The organism is Azonexus sp., from assembly GCF_049652925.1.
Classification (GTDB): Bacteria; Pseudomonadota; Gammaproteobacteria; order Burkholderiales; family Rhodocyclaceae; genus Azonexus.
In genome coordinates, this window is record NZ_JBASFI010000002.1 from 24,770 (window position 1) to 40,166 (window position 15,397).

Here is a 15,397-nt window from a genome sequence, read left to right on the forward strand (position 1 = left end):
AGCTACCGCGTTTTTTCAGTTCAGTCAGCGGCACCACGTCGGGCATTTTGATGCACTTGTGGTTTGTAACTTATTGATTAACTAGGGAATCCAATTTTGGGTCGTCACTCCGTGATGTTGAATTACCTGCTACCCCAAAATTGTTGTCAATATTGTCGATTTTTTACTTTGGGGTGCAGTGGATACTTCTGGAATATTTTGCGGAATGGTGTAAAGTTAGTTCAGGAATTTTCGTTGTGAGGTGAAGAAATGGATATTCAATCAGTGACTTCCAGCATCAATGCGTATGCGAATACGGGTGCTCAGAGCAGTCAGGGTACACAGGCCCAGCAGGTGCAACAGGCCGAGAAACGTGAGTCGCGTCCGGAAGAGCGGGTAGAGCGTAGCGAAGAGCCGCCGCGTCCGGTCAAGAATGCACAGGGACAGGAGACCGGTACACTGGTCAACGTGACCGCTTAGGCACAAACAGGTTCGTAACAGGCGATTGGTGACGAAATGGCAGTATCGTCGGCATCAGGCGCTCAATCAGCCAGTGGTGGGCTTTGGGCGCAACTCCAGCTGCAACAGGCGCGGCGAAACGCTGATCAGGCTGAGCAGCAGGCCGCAGCCTTGCAGGCTCAGGCACGCTCGGCGCAAAGTGTTGCCGACCGTGCACAGGAGAGTGCCCGTTCGTTGCAGGTCCAGTCCCGACAGGCGCAGGGCGATGCCAGCCAGGCAAGACTGAATCTGGCGACACAGAGCTCGGTAGGCGAGGTGCAGAGTCAGCTCGGTGAGCTGAAAACACAAATCAGCAAGGTGCTTCAGTCGGAGCCGCTGGTGGTCACAGCGACAACCGCAGCTCCCGTCGTCAATACATCAGGTCAGCAGACAGGAACCTTGGTCAACGTGACGGCGTGAGCCGAAACTTGTTGATCGACAACGGGGCGCTATGGCGCCTGTTTTTTTGCCTGTTCATCGGCGTCAGCTTTGGTATCGTTGTGCCTTACCCATATCGAATGACATAAAAGGAATCTGATCCGTGCTTGAAAATCATTGGTGCGCTTCGGTCAATGCGACCATTCAGTTGCGTACCGGCTGCAATCCACTCGAAAAACATGGGCCGCAGGCGGTGCTCGTTCATGCCGATGCCTGGGCGCCGATGGGCGCCGTGGCTGATCCGCATGATATTCGTCAGGTGGTCGACTACGAAGTGATCTTTCTGGCCATCCGCAAGTTGGAGGGCAACGCCCACTGCGAATGTCTGGAGTCGAGCATTCTCGAGGTCATGGACGCGATTTTCGGCATGGCGATTGTGTCATCGGCCCGTGTCTCAATGCACAAGCCGCATGTCTATAACGGACAGGGGACGCCAGCCATTTCACTTTCGCTGACGCGTGAGCAGTGGGCCAAGAGCAAACGGTGATCTCGGCCATCGGGGCTGTTGCCAGCAACGGCATGATTGGCCTGGACGGATGGTTGCCTTGGGATATTCCCGAGGAACTGGCCTACTTCGAGAAAATGGTGGAGGGCGCAGCGTTGGTCATCGGTCGCCTGACTTACGAATCGATGGATGTGGTGCCGAGCGATTCGTTCATTGTCAGCCACCGTCCTGATCTGGCTTTGCGCCCGGGCTGCACCCGTGTGGCGTCGGTTGAGGAGGGCTTGCAGGCTGCGTTGGCAACCGGCAAGCCTGTTTTTGTCATTGGCGGTGCAGCGGTCTACGCCGCAGCTTGGCCGTATTGTCATCGCTTCTATCTGACCCGGATCGAGCGGGCGTTTTCGGGTGATTCACTGTTTCCGGCCGAAATCCCTGTCGACGATTGGCCTATCTACGAAGAGTCGGTTGAGGTGCTTCTCGAAAGGCGGAGCGGCACGAATGTAAGGTGTCGCTTCCTGCAATATCGGCAACCCAGGCCGCACCCGCTGCCGGCACTTCATTGCAATTTGAATACAGTGTGATCAGAATGGTCATTCGAGAGCTTGGCTGACCTGCGGCGAGATATGGAGACAATGCCCGGACAGAATGCCCGCTATGGGAATCACCTGTGGATCGCCTTGATTTCTTTGGCTGTCGGCGGGTTCATTCTGCTTGCCTATGTCTTGTGGTCAGCCTATCAGGAGGTCTGGGCCGAGGCTCGATCAGTGGCCGCCAGTCAGTCGGAATTGCTCGAGGCGCGATTCGATGCCACCTTGCGGCGTATCGACATGACGTTGGACGAACTGGCCGAACGCGTTCCGAAAGACTCGCTGAATACCGAGGCGGCATCCCGTTTCCGTTCTGACATCGAGAAAAAGCTCGAGCGCTTGCAGCATGCATTCCCTGAAATTGCCGGCTTCCGGGTAGTCGACGCTGACGGAAACGTACTCTACCTCTCGGGAGGAGGGGAGTATGTGAATCTGTTTGATCGATCCTATTTCGAGATGTCCCGCAGTGAAAAAGGGGATGCCATCGTATTTTCAGAGGTCGTCAAGTCGCGTATTACCGGCCGGGATTCGTTTGCCGTGGCGCGCGCCGTCCGGGCTGCCGACGGCCGCTTCCTCGGCCTGCTTAGTGCGGCTGTCGAAATTGATTATTTTGCCCAGCTGTTCAATCGCTCTCGTTTGGGCACTTCAGGCGCCGTCGCAATCCGGCGCAGTGATAACCATGCCCTGGTTTTTCGGGAACCCTCGGTGCCGACTGAAATCAACCGACCTCTTGCCACATCTCACCCGGTCTATCAAGGCATTCAGGCAGGGCAGCACCAGGGGGTTCTGGAGTTCACTGCCCAGGCGGATGGCGTCAAACGGGTGTATGGCTACCGGATGCTTGAACACTATCCGTTCTATGTGTTGGCAGGCCTGTCGGAATCCGATGTGATGGCCTCGTGGCGGCAGCGGACATTCATCGTGGGTGTCTTTGGCGCGGCCTTGCTTGGGTGCTTGTTTGTCGTGCTCTATGAATTGTTTCGCGCCCGGCAGCGCGAGTTGGCGGCGGCCATCAATTTACGCCGCGATGGCGAACGGCTGAACGCCGCCCAGCGCATTGCCCAGCTCGGCAGCTGGGAGATCAACCTGGCGACCATGCGGGTAGATTGTTCCGACGAGCTCTACAGGATTTTTGAAATTCCGAGGGTCGAGGGCGCGGCACCGTACGACGAATTTCTTGTACAGATTCATCCCGAGGACCGCGCCACCGTCGACAAGATGCTGAAGGAGTCAGTGGGCCGGCGCGAGCCGGACAGCCTGAAACATCGTCTGGAAATGCCCGACGGCCGGATCAAGTACGTGCTGGAGTGCTGGGAGACCGAGTTTGGCAAGGATGGCCAGCCCTTGCGGCTGATCGGTACCTCGCAGGATATAAGCACCCAGCACGAGACGGAAGCGCAGATGCAGTTGCTGGCCAGTGCCGTTCAGTATAGCGGCGAGGCCATCCTGATTACCGACGTTCATAACAACATCATCACGGTGAACCCGGCGTTCACGCGCCTGACCGGTTACTCCGCCGAAGAAGCTGCTGGGCGCAATCCGCGCTTTCTTTCGGCCGGGCGGACGACGCCCGAAGAGTATGCCCGGATGTGGGAAGACATTACCGGGAATGGTTTCTGGCAGGGCGAAATCTGGGATCGACGCAAGGACGGAGGGATTTACCCGAAGTGGATTTCGATCTCGGTCATTCGCGATGACGAGGGGAAAATCCTCTACCACATCGCCCACTTCACCGATGTCTCTACTGAGCGGGCGACAGAAGAGCGCCTGCACCATATTGCCCACCATGATGTCCTGACCGGCCTGCTCAACCGCCTGAGCCTCAAGGGGCGGATGGATCAGGCGCTGGCTTCGGCGCGGCGCGACGGTGCACGAGTGGCTGTGATGTTCATCGATCTTGATCGCTTCAAGGTGATCAACGATACGCTCGGGCATCACATCGGCGATGAGCTGCTGATCGAAGTGGCCAAACGCCTGCGAGAGAGCGTGCGGGATAGCGACGTGGTGGCGCGGTTGGGTGGGGACGAGTTCGTGATCATGCTGTCCGGCGTCGATCACACCAGTTCGGTGGCCCTGGTTGCCGAAAAGCTGGTTGCCAGCGTTGGCGTTTCCTGCCAGATCGGAGGCTTCGATCTCTATACCTCGCCTAGTATTGGCATCGCCATTTTCCCGACCGATGGCTGCGATGGCGAGACCTTGATGAAGAATGCCGATGCCGCCATGTATCACGCCAAGGCGGCCGGTCGAAACAACTTCCAGTTTTTCGACGCCAAGATGAACGACGTCGCGCTGGATAGGCTGAAAACCGAGCATGCCCTGCGCCAGGCCCTTGCCCGCGACGAGTTTCGCCTGCATTTCCAGCCGATCATCGAGATGGCCAGCGGCAAGGTGGCGGCGGTTGAAGCGCTGGTTCGCTGGCAGCATCCCGAGAGAGGACTGCTGGCGCCGGGTTCGTTCATCGGCATTGCCGAGGAAACCGGGTTGATCCAGCCGCTCGGTGAATGGGTCTTGTGGGCAGCCTGCCGGCAATTGGCCGAGTTTTATGCGGCGGGGCTTTCCGGTATCAAGATGGGCATCAATATTTCGGCCATCCAGATGCGCAACGGCAACCTGCCTGTGCTGGCCCGGGGTGTCATTGAAGCCTACAACCTGAATCCGGCCGACCTCATTTTCGAAATCACCGAGTCGGTCGCCATGGAGCAGCCGCTGGAGACCGTGCGTATCCTCGATATCCTGCACAGCATGGGGATCGTTGTCGCCATCGACGATTTCGGAACCGGCTATTCGTCGCTCGGTTACCTGCGCATGTTCCCGCTCAAGCACCTCAAGCTCGATCGTTCCTTTGTCGAGGAAATTGACGAGGACACCGATGGCTCGGTGATTTGCGATGCAACTATCGGGCTGGCCCACAACCTGGGCCTGAAAGTGGTGGCGGAGGGGGTCGAAACCGTCGAACAGCTTGAATACCTGCGTAGCCGGGGCTGCGATCTGGTGCAGGGCTATCTGTTCAGCCGCCCGGTGCCGGCCGCCGAGGCGATTGCCTTCATTCGACAGCACAATTCCTGAAAGTCAGAAAAGGCTTGCATTGGCTGAACCTTGTTATTATGATTAAAACGAACGTATGAATCATAATAACAAGGAGACTCCCCATGGAAACCCGTACTGTCGATACTCGCGAGCGCATCCTCGATGCCGGCGAGCGCCTGTTCATGGCACATGGCTACGAGGGCACGTCGATGCGCCAGATTACCGGCGAGGCTGGCGTCAATCTGGCTGCAGTCAATTATCACTTCGGCTCGAAAGAGTCCTTGATGCAGGAAGTTTTCCGGCGCCGCCTTGACTGGCTCAACGAAGAGCGCATGCGCGTGCTGGATGCGCTGGAAGTTGAGGCGGCTGGCCAGCCGGTCAAGCCATCAGCGATTGTCGATGCATTCTTCGGAACGCTTTTGCGCATGGCAGGGGATGAAAACCGCGGCGGAATGACCTTCCTGCGCCTGCTTGGCCGGACCTTGACCGAGCCTTCCGAATTCATTCGCGCTTTCCTGGCGCACGAATACCAGGCGGTCATGGATCGCTACAAGGAGGCGCTGTTCAGGGCGCTGCCCGAGGTGCCCAAAGCCGAGATCGTCTGGCGCTTTCATTTCATGCTCGGTGCCACCTCCTATGCCATTGCCGGCACCGATGCCTTGCGTCTGGTCACCGACTGGCAGATCGAGGACGAGGATTCGACCGATCGCCTGGATCGCCTGGTACCGCGCCTCATGTCCTTCCTGCTTGGTGGCCTGCGCGCCCCATTGCCTCAATTCTAGGTTGCCACGGTCAACCGGAAATAAAGACCAAAATCAAAAAGACATAAAAGGAGACAACAGCATGTTCAACAACCTCATCCCTCTGCTCGGGTCAGTCGCCCTGGTGGCTTTGGCCGGGTTGATTCTGATTCGGCCATTACGCCGAAGCATCATCACCCGGCCCATTTTTTCCACCTACCGCAAGGTGCTGCCGCAGATGTCGGATACCGAGCGTGACGCACTCGAAGCGGGTACGGTCTGGTGGGAGGGGGAATTGTTCCGTGGCCAGCCGGACTGGCAGAAACTGCATGCCTACCCGCAGCCGAAGCTGACGCCGGCCGAGCAGTCCTTTCTCGACAACGAATGCGAGGAAGCTTGCCGTCTGGTCGATGACTGGAAAGTCACGCAAGAGCTCTACGACCTGCCGGCCGAAGCCTGGCGCTACATCAAGGACAAGGGCTTCCTCGGCATGATCATCCCGAAGAAATACGGCGGGCTGGAGTTTTCGGCCTACGCCCATTCGCAGGTGGTGACCAAGCTGTCGACGCGTTCATCCGCGCTGTCGGTTTCCGTCATGGTGCCCAACTCGCTCGGCCCGGCTGAACTGCTGCTGCACTACGGTACCGATGCACAGAAAAACCACTACCTGCCGCGTCTGGCCAAGGGCATCGAAGTGCCGGCCTTCGCGCTGACCAGCCCGTGGGCCGGTTCCGATGCGGCGTCGATTCCCGATGCCGGCGTCGTCTGCAAGGGCATCTACCAGGGCAAGGAAGTGCTCGGCATGCGCGTCAGCTGGGACAAGCGTTACATCACGCTGGCCCCGGTGTGCACGGTGTTCGGGCTGGCCTTCCACCTCTATGACCCGGACGGTCTGCTTGGCGACAAGAAACACATCGGCATCACCTGCGCGCTGGTCCCTTACGACCATCCGGGCGTCGAAACCGGCCGCCGTCACTTTCCGCTCAACGCCATGTTCATGAACGGCCCGACGCGCGGCAAGGACGTGTTCATGCCGCTCGATTTCATCATCGGCGGGCCGGAGAAGGCTGGCTACGGCTGGCGGATGTTGATGGAGTGTCTGGCCGCCGGCCGTTCCATTTCGCTGCCTTCGTCGAACACCGGCATGGCCCAGATGACGGCACGCGCCGTCGGCGGTTATGCACGGGTACGCAGCCAGTTCAAGATGGCCGTCGGCAAGTTCGAGGGCGTCGAGGAAGCGCTGACCCGCATCGGCGCCTACACCTACATGATGGACGCCGTGCGCAAGATGACGGCTGGCGCGGTCGATCTCGGCGAGAAGCCGTCGGTCGTTTCGGCTATTGCCAAATACCACGTCACCGAGCGCGCCCGTCAGGTGGTCAATGACGGCATGGACGTCATCGGCGGCAAGGGCATTTGCCTTGGCCCCAATAATTTCATGGGCCGTGCCTATCAGCAGGTACCAATCGGCATCACTGTCGAGGGAGCCAACATTTTGACCCGCTCGCTGATCATCTTCGGCCAGGGTGCCATCCGCTGCCATCCTTATTTGCTGCCGGAAATGCAGGCGGCGCAGAACCCGGACCAGAAGCAGGGTCTGGTCGATTTCGACAAGGCGCTGTTCGGCCATATCGGCTTCACCATCAAGAACGGTATTCGTGCCTTGTGGCTGGGCATGACCGGCTCACACTTTGCTGCGGTCAACGTCGATACGGCGCCGGAAATGAAGCGCTATTACCAGCAACTGACGCGCTTCTCGGCGGCATTTGCCTTCATGGCCGATATTTCGCTGCTGGTGCTGGGCGGCAGCGTCAAGCGCCGCGAAAAGTTGTCGGCCCGTCTCGGCGACATCCTCGCCCAGATGTACCTGATTTCCTGCACCCTCAAGCGCTACGAGGAAGAAGGCCGCAAGATCGAAGATGCGCCGCTCGCCCACTGGGCGATCTGGGATGCGATGTACAAGGCGCAGGAAGCCTTCGATGGCGTCATCGCCAACTTCCCGATCCGCTTCATCGCCGCTTTCCTGCACCGCTCGATCTTCCCGTGGGGCCATCCGTATGTCGTTCCATCGGATGAGGTTGGCCATCAGGTGGCCAAGGCCTTGATCTCGCCGTCCGCCACCCGCGACCGGCTGACTGCCGAATGTTATCTGCCACTGGTCGAGACCGAACCGGTTGGTGCCATCGAGTTGGCTTTGCAGGCAACGCTGCTCGCCGAGCCGATTGAAGCCCGGATTCGCGCAGCCGAAAAGGATGGGCAGTTCGACAACAATCCGTTGGCCAATGTCCGTGATATCGCCATTGTCGCCTTCGAGGCTGGCGTGATTTCCGCCGCCGATTACGAAATCATGAAGAAGCGCAATCACCTGCGCGACATCGTTGTGCATGTCGATGATTTCCCGTTCGACTTTGGCGTCGCCACGGCCAACAAGTCGGCCGAATGCCGGATGGCGGCATGAGCATGAGCAAAACCATTTACGTCGTCGATGGTGCCCGGTCGCCGTTCCTCAAAGCCCAGAAAGGGCCGGGCGTTTTTTCTGCGTCAGACCTCGCCACCCAGGCCGGCCGGGCTTTGCTGCTACGCCAGCCGTTTGAACCGAGCGATCTCGACGAAGTCATCCTCGGCTGCGCCGCGCCCTCGCCGGACGAAACCAACATCGGCCGCATGGTCGCCCTGCGCCTCGGCTGCGGCAACAAGGTGCCGGGCTGGACGGTGATGCGCAACTGCGCCTCGGGCATGCAGGCCATCGACTCGGCCATCGCCAATATCCAGGGCGGGCGTTCCGATCTGGTGCTGGCCGGCGGTGTCGATGCGCTGTCACGGGCGCCGCTGCTCTATTCGGACGCCATGGTGCGCTGGTTCGCAGGCATGATGAGCTTGCGTACGGTCAACCAGAAAATCGGCCATTTTTTGAAATTGCCGCTGGCCGAGTTGCTCAAGCCGGTCATTGGCTTGATGAAGGGCCTGACTGATCCGGTCGTGGGCCTGCTCATGGGCCAGACCGCGGAAAATATCGCCTGGAAATTCGGCATCAACCGCCAGCAGATGGACGAGTTCGCCGTCAAAAGCCATTTGAAGGCGATGTCGGCCCGGGCGGCCGGCTACTACGGCGAGATCGTCCCGGTCGTTGATGGCCAAGGCAAGGTTTACGCCGAAGACGACGGCGTGCGCGCCGATGCCAGCATGGCCGGCATGGCCAAACTGAAGCCTTTCTTCGACAAGAAATACGGCAACATCACGGCGGCCAACAGCTCGCAGATCACCGACGGCGCCGCGTGGGTGATCCTCGCTTCGGAAGAGGCCGTGCAGAAATGGGGCCTCAAGCCCATCGGCAAGATCGTCGACAGCGAATGGGCCGGCCTCGACCCGGCGCTGATGGGCCTCGGCCCGGTGCATGCCACGACACCGATCCTGCAACGCCACGGCCTGGGCCTCAACGATATCGATTACTGGGAACTCAACGAAGCTTTTGCGGCGCAAGTCATTGGCTGTCTGGCGGCGTGGAAATCCGACGAATATTGCCGCGAACAGCTTGACCTGCCGGGCGCCCTGGGGAGCCTGGATGACGACAAGCTCAACGTCGACGGTGGTGCCATCGCCATCGGCCACCCGGTCGGCGCCTCGGGGGCGCGCATCGTGCTGCATCTGCTGCATGTGCTGCGGCGGAACAAGGCCAAACGCGGGATTGCCACCATTTGCATCGGGGGCGGCCTGGGCGGCGCCATGCTGGTTGAATCGCTATGAAAAATATTTTCAATTTTGGGCATTTTTTCCGGTTGACCGTAGCAACGAGGGAGATCGGCGCATGAAGCACTGGCAACTGATCAAGGAAGAAAGCGGCATCGTCGTCGCCGTCTTCGACAAGGCCGGCGAATCGGCCAATTCGCTGTCAGCCGAAGTCATGGCTGAGTTCGGCGACATCCTCGACCAACTCGACAAGCAGCCGCCCAAGGGCCTGATCGTCCGTTCCGGCAAGGAAGCAGGTTTCATCGCTGGCGCCGACATCGAGGAATTCTCGCAACTCGATTCTGCCGACAAGGGCAGGGCGCTCGTGACGCGTGGCTGGAATCTGTTCAACCGGCTGGCCGCCGTGCCGTACCCGACGCTGGCGCTGGTCCGTGGCCACTGCTTGGGCGGTGGTCTGGAACTGGCGCTGGCCTGCCGCTATTTGCTGGCGGTCGATGAATCCGGCACCAAGATGGGCCTGCCCGAAGTCATGCTCGGTATCTTCCCGGGCTGGGGCGGCATGCTACGGCTACCCAAGCGCGTCGGCCCGGCTGCCGCGCTCGACATGATGTTGACCGGCAAGACCATCGACGCCAAGCGCGCTAAAAAGATGGGGCTGGCCGATGATTGCGTGCCACCGCGCGTCATGGAAATGGCCGCCCGCCAACTGTTGCTCTCCGGCCAGCCGCGCCGGCCGCAGCCTTTCATGCAACGCTTGCTCAACGGTCCGCTCAAATCGGTCGTTGCCAACGGCGCCCGCAAGCAGGTGGCGAAAAAGGCGCGCCCGGAACACTACCCGGCGCCCTACGCCATCATCGACCTGTGGCAGAAGCACGACGGCAATGCGCTGGCCGCGCCGGAGATCATCGACCGCATCATCACTTCGCCGACGGCACGCAATCTGGTCCGCGTCTATCACCTGCAGGAACGGCTCAAGGGCTTCGGCAAGTCGTCTGATTTCAAGGCCAAACGCGTCCACGTCATCGGCGCCGGCGTCATGGGCGGCGACATTGCCGCCTGGTGCGCCCTGCGCGGCATGACCGTGACGCTGCAGGACCAGACGCTGGAGCGCATCGCCCCGGCTCTCAAGCGCGCCCACGCCTTGTTCACCAAGCGCCTGCGCGAGCCGCTCAAGATTCGCGACGCTTTCGACCGCCTGATTCCCGACCCGAATGGCGACGGTGTCGCCCACGCCGATGTCGTCATCGAAGCCATCTTCGAAAACGTTGAGGCCAAGCACGCGTTGTTCAAGTCGCTCGAACCGCGGATGAAAGCAGGGGCCGTACTCGCCACCAACACCTCCAGCCTCAAGCTTGAAGACCTGCGCACCGCGCTCACCCGGCCGGAGCGCCTGGTCGGCATCCACTTCTTCAACCCGGTGGCCATGATGCCGCTGGTCGAAGTCGTCGAAGCCGAGGGCGCCGATCCCGCCGCCGTGCAGGCCGCCTGCGCCTTCGTGAAGCAGATCGACAAACTGCCGCTGCCGGTCAAGAGCGAGCCTGGCTTCCTGGTCAACGCCGTGCTCGCGCCTTACATGCTGGCCGCGATGCGCGCGCTCGACGAGGGCGTTTCGCCGGAAACAGTCGACGAAGCCATGCTCGCCTTCGGTATGCCGATGGGGCCGATCGAACTGGCCGACACCGTCGGCCTCGACATCGCCATGGCCGCCGGCAAGCAACTGGCCGGTGGCGCCGACGCGCCACGTAGCCTGATCGAACGTGTCGACAAAGGCCAGCTCGGCAAGAAGAGCGGACAGGGCTTCTATGACTGGTCGTCCGGCAAGGCAGCCAAGGCACCCGCCAGCAGCGTTCCCGACGGTTTGGCTGAACGCTTGGTCATGCCGCTGATCGACCGGGTGGAAAGACTGGTTGCCGACGGTGTGGTTGCAGATGCTGAGCTCGCTGATGCTGGCGTAATATTTGGCACCGGATTTGCGCCCTTCACCGGTGGCCCGATGCTCTTTCGGCATGGACAGGAATAAGAGTGTTGTTTATTTCCAACGAACGTTTGAAATAATTCATTTCAAACGGTGTTTCACTCACATGTTTGGGATTTAATCGCAGCAGAAGTAACGGGAGATTTCCTCCCAACATAACAAAACAGGAGACAAATCAATGAACAAAACCAAGCTGCGCCTTATACCGGCGCTCATCGCAATCGCTTTTTCCGGCAGTGCTGCTGCTGCCGGCTTCCAGTTACAGAACCAGACGGGTTCCGGGAACGGTAATGCGTTTGCCGGTGCTGCTGCAGCGGCCGAAGATGCCGGCACGGTAATGTGGAATCCGGCCGGCATGACTTATCTGCCGAAGGGGCACAACGTTGCCATGGGCGGAACGATTCTGCATCGTTCGATCAAATTTTCGGATACCGGCTCGACTTCTACTGCCGGTTTTCCCCTGGGTACGACGGATGGCGGTGACGCCGGCGGCGTTTCATTCATCCCCTTTGGCTACTGGGCCTATTCGGTAAACTCCAATTTGTCGGTCGGTCTTGGTGTGTCGCCGACTTTCGGCAATGTCAGCGAATATGATTTCAGTTTTGTTGGTCGCAATGCAGGCTTTTACGCCAACATCGAACAGATCAACGTCAATCCGTCGATTGCCTACAAGGTTAACGACATGGTGTCCCTGGGTGGCGGTATCAATTTCGCCTACAACGCGACGCACTTCAAACAGGGCCTGGCCTTTCTCGGGGCTGCAGCTACCGAAAATCAGCTGGATGTCGAGGGCGATGCCTGGGCAGTTGGCTATAACCTAGGTGCCATGTTCCAGATTACGCCAACGACCCGCATCGGCGTGACCTATCGCTCGGAGCTTGAGTTCGATCTGGAAGGCGATCAAAGGACGACTGTGACCGGCTTTGGCAGCCCCCTGCTGGCCAACACCGAAATTACGGCAGTTCTGAAGACACCTGCCACGGCCTCATTGGCCTTGTCGCAGAAAGTGGGCGATCGTCTGGAGGTGCTGGCTGATTTCACCTGGACCAACTGGAGTGTCATCAACACCATTCAGTTGAAAAACAAGGCGACGGGCGCCAACCTGAGCGAGCTGAGCTACAACTTCCAGGATACGTGGCGCATTGGTCTGGGTGGTAACTATCAGTTGAATGAGACATGGAAACTGAAGTTCGGCGTGGCCTACGACAAATCGCCCGTCAAGTCGGCGGCCGACCGTACCATGACCCTGCCGGACTCTGACCGCACTTGGTTGTCCATCGGTGCTCGCTACCAGTTGTCCAAGGCGGCGTCGGTGGATATGGGTTATACCCACATCTTCTTTGCCAGTGCCGATACCGCTCGTGCGGTCGATTTTCCGGCCGGCACGACGCGTCAGGTTGTTCGCGGCGACTTCAAGACCAGCGTCAATAGCCTCGGTTTGCAGCTTAACTACAACTTCTGAGCGCGAAAAATCCTTGCCTATTTCGTCCCCGGCCAGACCGGGGTTTTTTTGGATTTAGGCCAAAACACCGGTTGACCGTGGAAGCCCTTGTTCTATAATTCAAACGTTCGTTTTATAATAACGAAGCGGAAAAATAAAAGACTTAAAAGGAGATGCAATTGAACAAGTTGATCGTGAAGAAAGCAGCGGTACTTGGCGCTGGCGTCATGGGGGCGCAGATTGCCGCGCACCTCGCCAACGCCAACGTGCCGGTCGTGCTGTTCGACCTGCCGGCCAGGGAAGGCGACAAGAACGGCGTAGTCAAGAAGGCCCTCGACGGCCTCAAGAAGCTCGACCCGGCGCCGCTGGCCAGCAAGGGCAAGCTGAAGTTCATTGATGCAGCCAATTACGACGAGCACCTGCCGCTGCTCGCCGAGTGTGATCTGGTCATCGAAGCCATCGCCGAGCGCATGGACTGGAAAAACGACCTCTACGCCAAGATCGCGCCGCATCTCGCGCCGAATGCGATCATCGCCTCTAATACCTCTGGCCTGTCGATGAACGCACTGGCCCAGGGGCTGCCGGAAGCCGTCCGGCCGCGCTTCTGCGGCATCCACTTTTTCAACCCGCCGCGCTACATGCACCTGGTCGAGATCATCGGCACGCAGAGCACTGATGGCAGCACGCTGGATGCACTCGAAACCTGGCTGACTTCGCGCCTTGGCAAGGGTGTTATCCGCGCGCTCGATACGCCGAACTTTGTTGCCAACCGCATCGGCGTCATGTCGATTCTCGCCGTCATGCATCACACCGAGGCCTTTGGCCTTGGTTTCGACGAAGTTGACGCGCTGACCGGCCCGAAGATCGGCCGCCCGAAGAGCGCCACCTATCGCACCGCCGACGTCGTCGGCCTCGATACGCTGGCTCACGTCGTCAAGACCATGCAGGACACGCTGCCCAACGATCCGTGGCATGCCCATTTCACCAATCCGGCCTGGCTGCAGGCACTGATTTCCCAAGGCGCGCTGGGTCAGAAAACCCGTTGCGGCATCTTCCGCAAGCAGGGCAAGGAAATCCAGGTGCTCGACCTGAAGGCGCAGGATTACCGCAAATCGGCTGGCGAAGTGGCTGAGGAGGTTGCTGCCATCCTGAAGATGAGAAACCCGGCCGAAAAGTTCGCCGCCTTGCGCGCCTCGGCGCACCCGCAGGCCGAATTCCTGTGGGCCATTTTCCGCGATATTTTCCACTACGCTGCCGTGCAACTTGAAAACGTCGCCGACAACGCCCGCGATCTCGATTTCGCCATGCGCTGGGGTTTCGGCTGGGCGCAGGGGCCGTTCGAGACCTGGCAAGCCGCGGGCTGGAACGACATCGCGCAGGCCATCGCCAATGACATCAAGGCCGGCAAGAGCATGAGCCCCACACCGTTGCCGGCCTGGGTGCTGGAAGCGGGGCGGACCGGTGTGCATACGGCGCAGGGTTCGTACTCGGCCAGCAAGAATGCCTATGTGGCCCGTTCGACGCTCCCCGTCTATCAGCGCCAACTCTTCCCCGAGCGTGTTCTCGGCGAGGGCGGTGCGACGCCCGAAAAGTCCGGCGAAACCTTGTTCGAGAATGACGGCGTTCGCTTGTGGAAACTGCCGGCGGTCGATGCAGGTATCGGCATCCTGTCGATCAAGTCGAAGATGCACACCATCGGCGACGAAGTCCTTGACGGCGTGATCGCTGCCGTGCGTCAGGCCGAAACGACCCTTGATGGCGTGGTGATCTGGCACGAAGCACCGTTTGCCGTCGGTGCCAATCTGGCGCAGGTGACGGAAGCTATTGGCGCCGGCCAGTTCGATCTGCTCGAACAGACCGTCGAGAAATTCCAGCGTGCTTCGCAAACGCTCAAATACGCCCAGGTCCCCGTGGTTGCGGCCGTGCAGGGCATGGCGCTGGGCGGAGGGTGCGAGTTTGTCATGCATGCCGGCAAGCGCGTCATGGCGCTCGAAAGCTACGTCGGGCTGGTTGAAGCCGGGGTCGGGCTGATTCCGGCTGGCGGCGGCTGCAAGGAATTCGCCGTGCGTGCTGGCGAGTGGGCGGCCCAGTCGAACGTGCCCGGCGAAGTTTTCAATTACCTGCAAAACGCCTTCATGACCATTGCCATGGCCAAGGTGGCGAAAAGTGCCGTCGAGGCCGTCGATTATGGCTTTGCCAAGCCGTCCGACACCATCCTGTTCAACGCCAATGAGCTGCTCTTCGTGGCGATTCGCGAGGCACGGGCCATGGCCGAGGCCGGCTACGCGCTGCCGCCGAAAGCCCGCGCCATCCCGGTCGCCGGCAAGAACGGCATCGCGACGCTGGAAATGATGCTGGTGAACATGAAGGAAGGCGGCATGATTTCCGCTCACGACTACAAGGTCGCCAAGTTCGCAGCCATCGCCCTGTGCGGCGGTGAAATCGAAACCGGCAGCCTGGTCGATGAAGAATGGCTGATCACTGTCGAGCGTCGGCTGTTCGTCGAACTGTTGAAAGACCCCATGACCCAAGCCCGGATCAAGCACATGCTGGAAACCGGCAAGCCTTTGCGTAATTAATCGG

At 59.8% G+C, this 15,397-nt stretch carries 11 protein-coding genes; all 11 read left to right on the plus strand.

The annotated features are described in order from the left end of the window. The first annotated feature begins 249 nt into the window (after positions 1-249). Entirely contained in the window at positions 250-459 is a 210-nt protein-coding gene (locus WBK19_RS00315; RefSeq protein WP_511285861.1) for a hypothetical protein, read from the plus strand. A 36-nt stretch (positions 460-495) separates the two neighbouring features. Further along, on the plus strand, positions 496-897 hold the full coding sequence (locus WBK19_RS00320) for a hypothetical protein (RefSeq protein ID WP_511285863.1): 402 nt from the start codon (positions 496-498) through the stop codon (positions 895-897). 121 nt (positions 898-1,018) lie between these two features. Continuing rightward, on the plus strand, positions 1,019-1,402 hold the full coding sequence (locus WBK19_RS00325) for a dihydroneopterin aldolase (protein WP_511285865.1): 384 nt from the start codon (positions 1,019-1,021) through the stop codon (positions 1,400-1,402). Then, complete coding sequence (locus WBK19_RS00330) at positions 1,381-1,938, plus strand: dihydrofolate reductase (RefSeq protein ID WP_511285867.1); 558 nt, start codon at positions 1,381-1,383, stop codon at positions 1,936-1,938. Before WBK19_RS00325 ends, WBK19_RS00330 begins: the two co-directional genes overlap by 22 nt. Positions 1,939-1,989: 51 nt before the next feature. Beyond that, positions 1,990-5,010, plus strand: a complete 3,021-nt coding sequence (locus WBK19_RS00335; RefSeq protein ID WP_511285869.1) for a bifunctional diguanylate cyclase/phosphodiesterase — start codon at positions 1,990-1,992, stop codon at positions 5,008-5,010. A gap of 83 nt (positions 5,011-5,093) precedes the next feature. Then, positions 5,094-5,753, plus strand: a complete 660-nt coding sequence (locus tag WBK19_RS00340) for a TetR/AcrR family transcriptional regulator (RefSeq protein ID WP_226498357.1) — start codon at positions 5,094-5,096, stop codon at positions 5,751-5,753. Positions 5,754-5,814: 61 nt separating this feature from the next. Continuing rightward, positions 5,815-8,169: an acyl-CoA dehydrogenase gene (locus tag WBK19_RS00345; protein WP_511285871.1), complete on the plus strand. Its 2,355-nt coding sequence runs from the start codon at positions 5,815-5,817 to the stop codon at positions 8,167-8,169. A gap of 2 nt (positions 8,170-8,171) precedes the next feature. Further along, positions 8,172-9,455, plus strand: coding sequence for an acetyl-CoA C-acetyltransferase (locus WBK19_RS00350; RefSeq protein ID WP_511285873.1), 1,284 nt, complete (start codon positions 8,172-8,174; stop codon positions 9,453-9,455). 61 nt (positions 9,456-9,516) lie between these two features. Beyond that, positions 9,517-11,418: a 3-hydroxyacyl-CoA dehydrogenase NAD-binding domain-containing protein gene (locus tag WBK19_RS00355; protein WP_511285875.1), complete on the plus strand. Its 1,902-nt coding sequence runs from the start codon at positions 9,517-9,519 to the stop codon at positions 11,416-11,418. A 133-nt stretch (positions 11,419-11,551) separates the two neighbouring features. After that, positions 11,552-12,835, plus strand: a complete 1,284-nt coding sequence (locus WBK19_RS00360) for an OmpP1/FadL family transporter (RefSeq protein WP_511285877.1) — start codon at positions 11,552-11,554, stop codon at positions 12,833-12,835. 158 nt (positions 12,836-12,993) lie between these two features. After that, the gene (locus tag WBK19_RS00365; protein ID WP_511285879.1) at positions 12,994-15,393 is read left to right on the plus strand and encodes a 3-hydroxyacyl-CoA dehydrogenase/enoyl-CoA hydratase family protein; all 2,400 of its coding nucleotides are present in this window, start codon (positions 12,994-12,996) and stop codon (positions 15,391-15,393) included. The last annotated feature ends 4 nt before the right edge of the window (positions 15,394-15,397 follow it).

Coding starts and splice junctions, on each gene's coding strand:
- WBK19_RS00315 (WP_511285861.1), top strand. CDS start 250: ATGGATATTCAATCAGTGACTTCCAGCATCAATGCGTATGCGAATACG.
- WBK19_RS00320 (WP_511285863.1), top strand. CDS start 496: ATGGCAGTATCGTCGGCATCAGGCGCTCAATCAGCCAGTGGTGGGCTT.
- WBK19_RS00335 (WP_511285869.1), top strand. CDS start 1,990: ATGCCCGGACAGAATGCCCGCTATGGGAATCACCTGTGGATCGCCTTG.
- WBK19_RS00340 (WP_226498357.1), top strand. CDS start 5,094: ATGGAAACCCGTACTGTCGATACTCGCGAGCGCATCCTCGATGCCGGC.
- WBK19_RS00345 (WP_511285871.1), top strand. CDS start 5,815: ATGTTCAACAACCTCATCCCTCTGCTCGGGTCAGTCGCCCTGGTGGCT.
- WBK19_RS00350 (WP_511285873.1), top strand. CDS start 8,172: ATGAGCAAAACCATTTACGTCGTCGATGGTGCCCGGTCGCCGTTCCTC.
- WBK19_RS00355 (WP_511285875.1), top strand. CDS start 9,517: ATGAAGCACTGGCAACTGATCAAGGAAGAAAGCGGCATCGTCGTCGCC.
- WBK19_RS00360 (WP_511285877.1), top strand. CDS start 11,552: ATGAACAAAACCAAGCTGCGCCTTATACCGGCGCTCATCGCAATCGCT.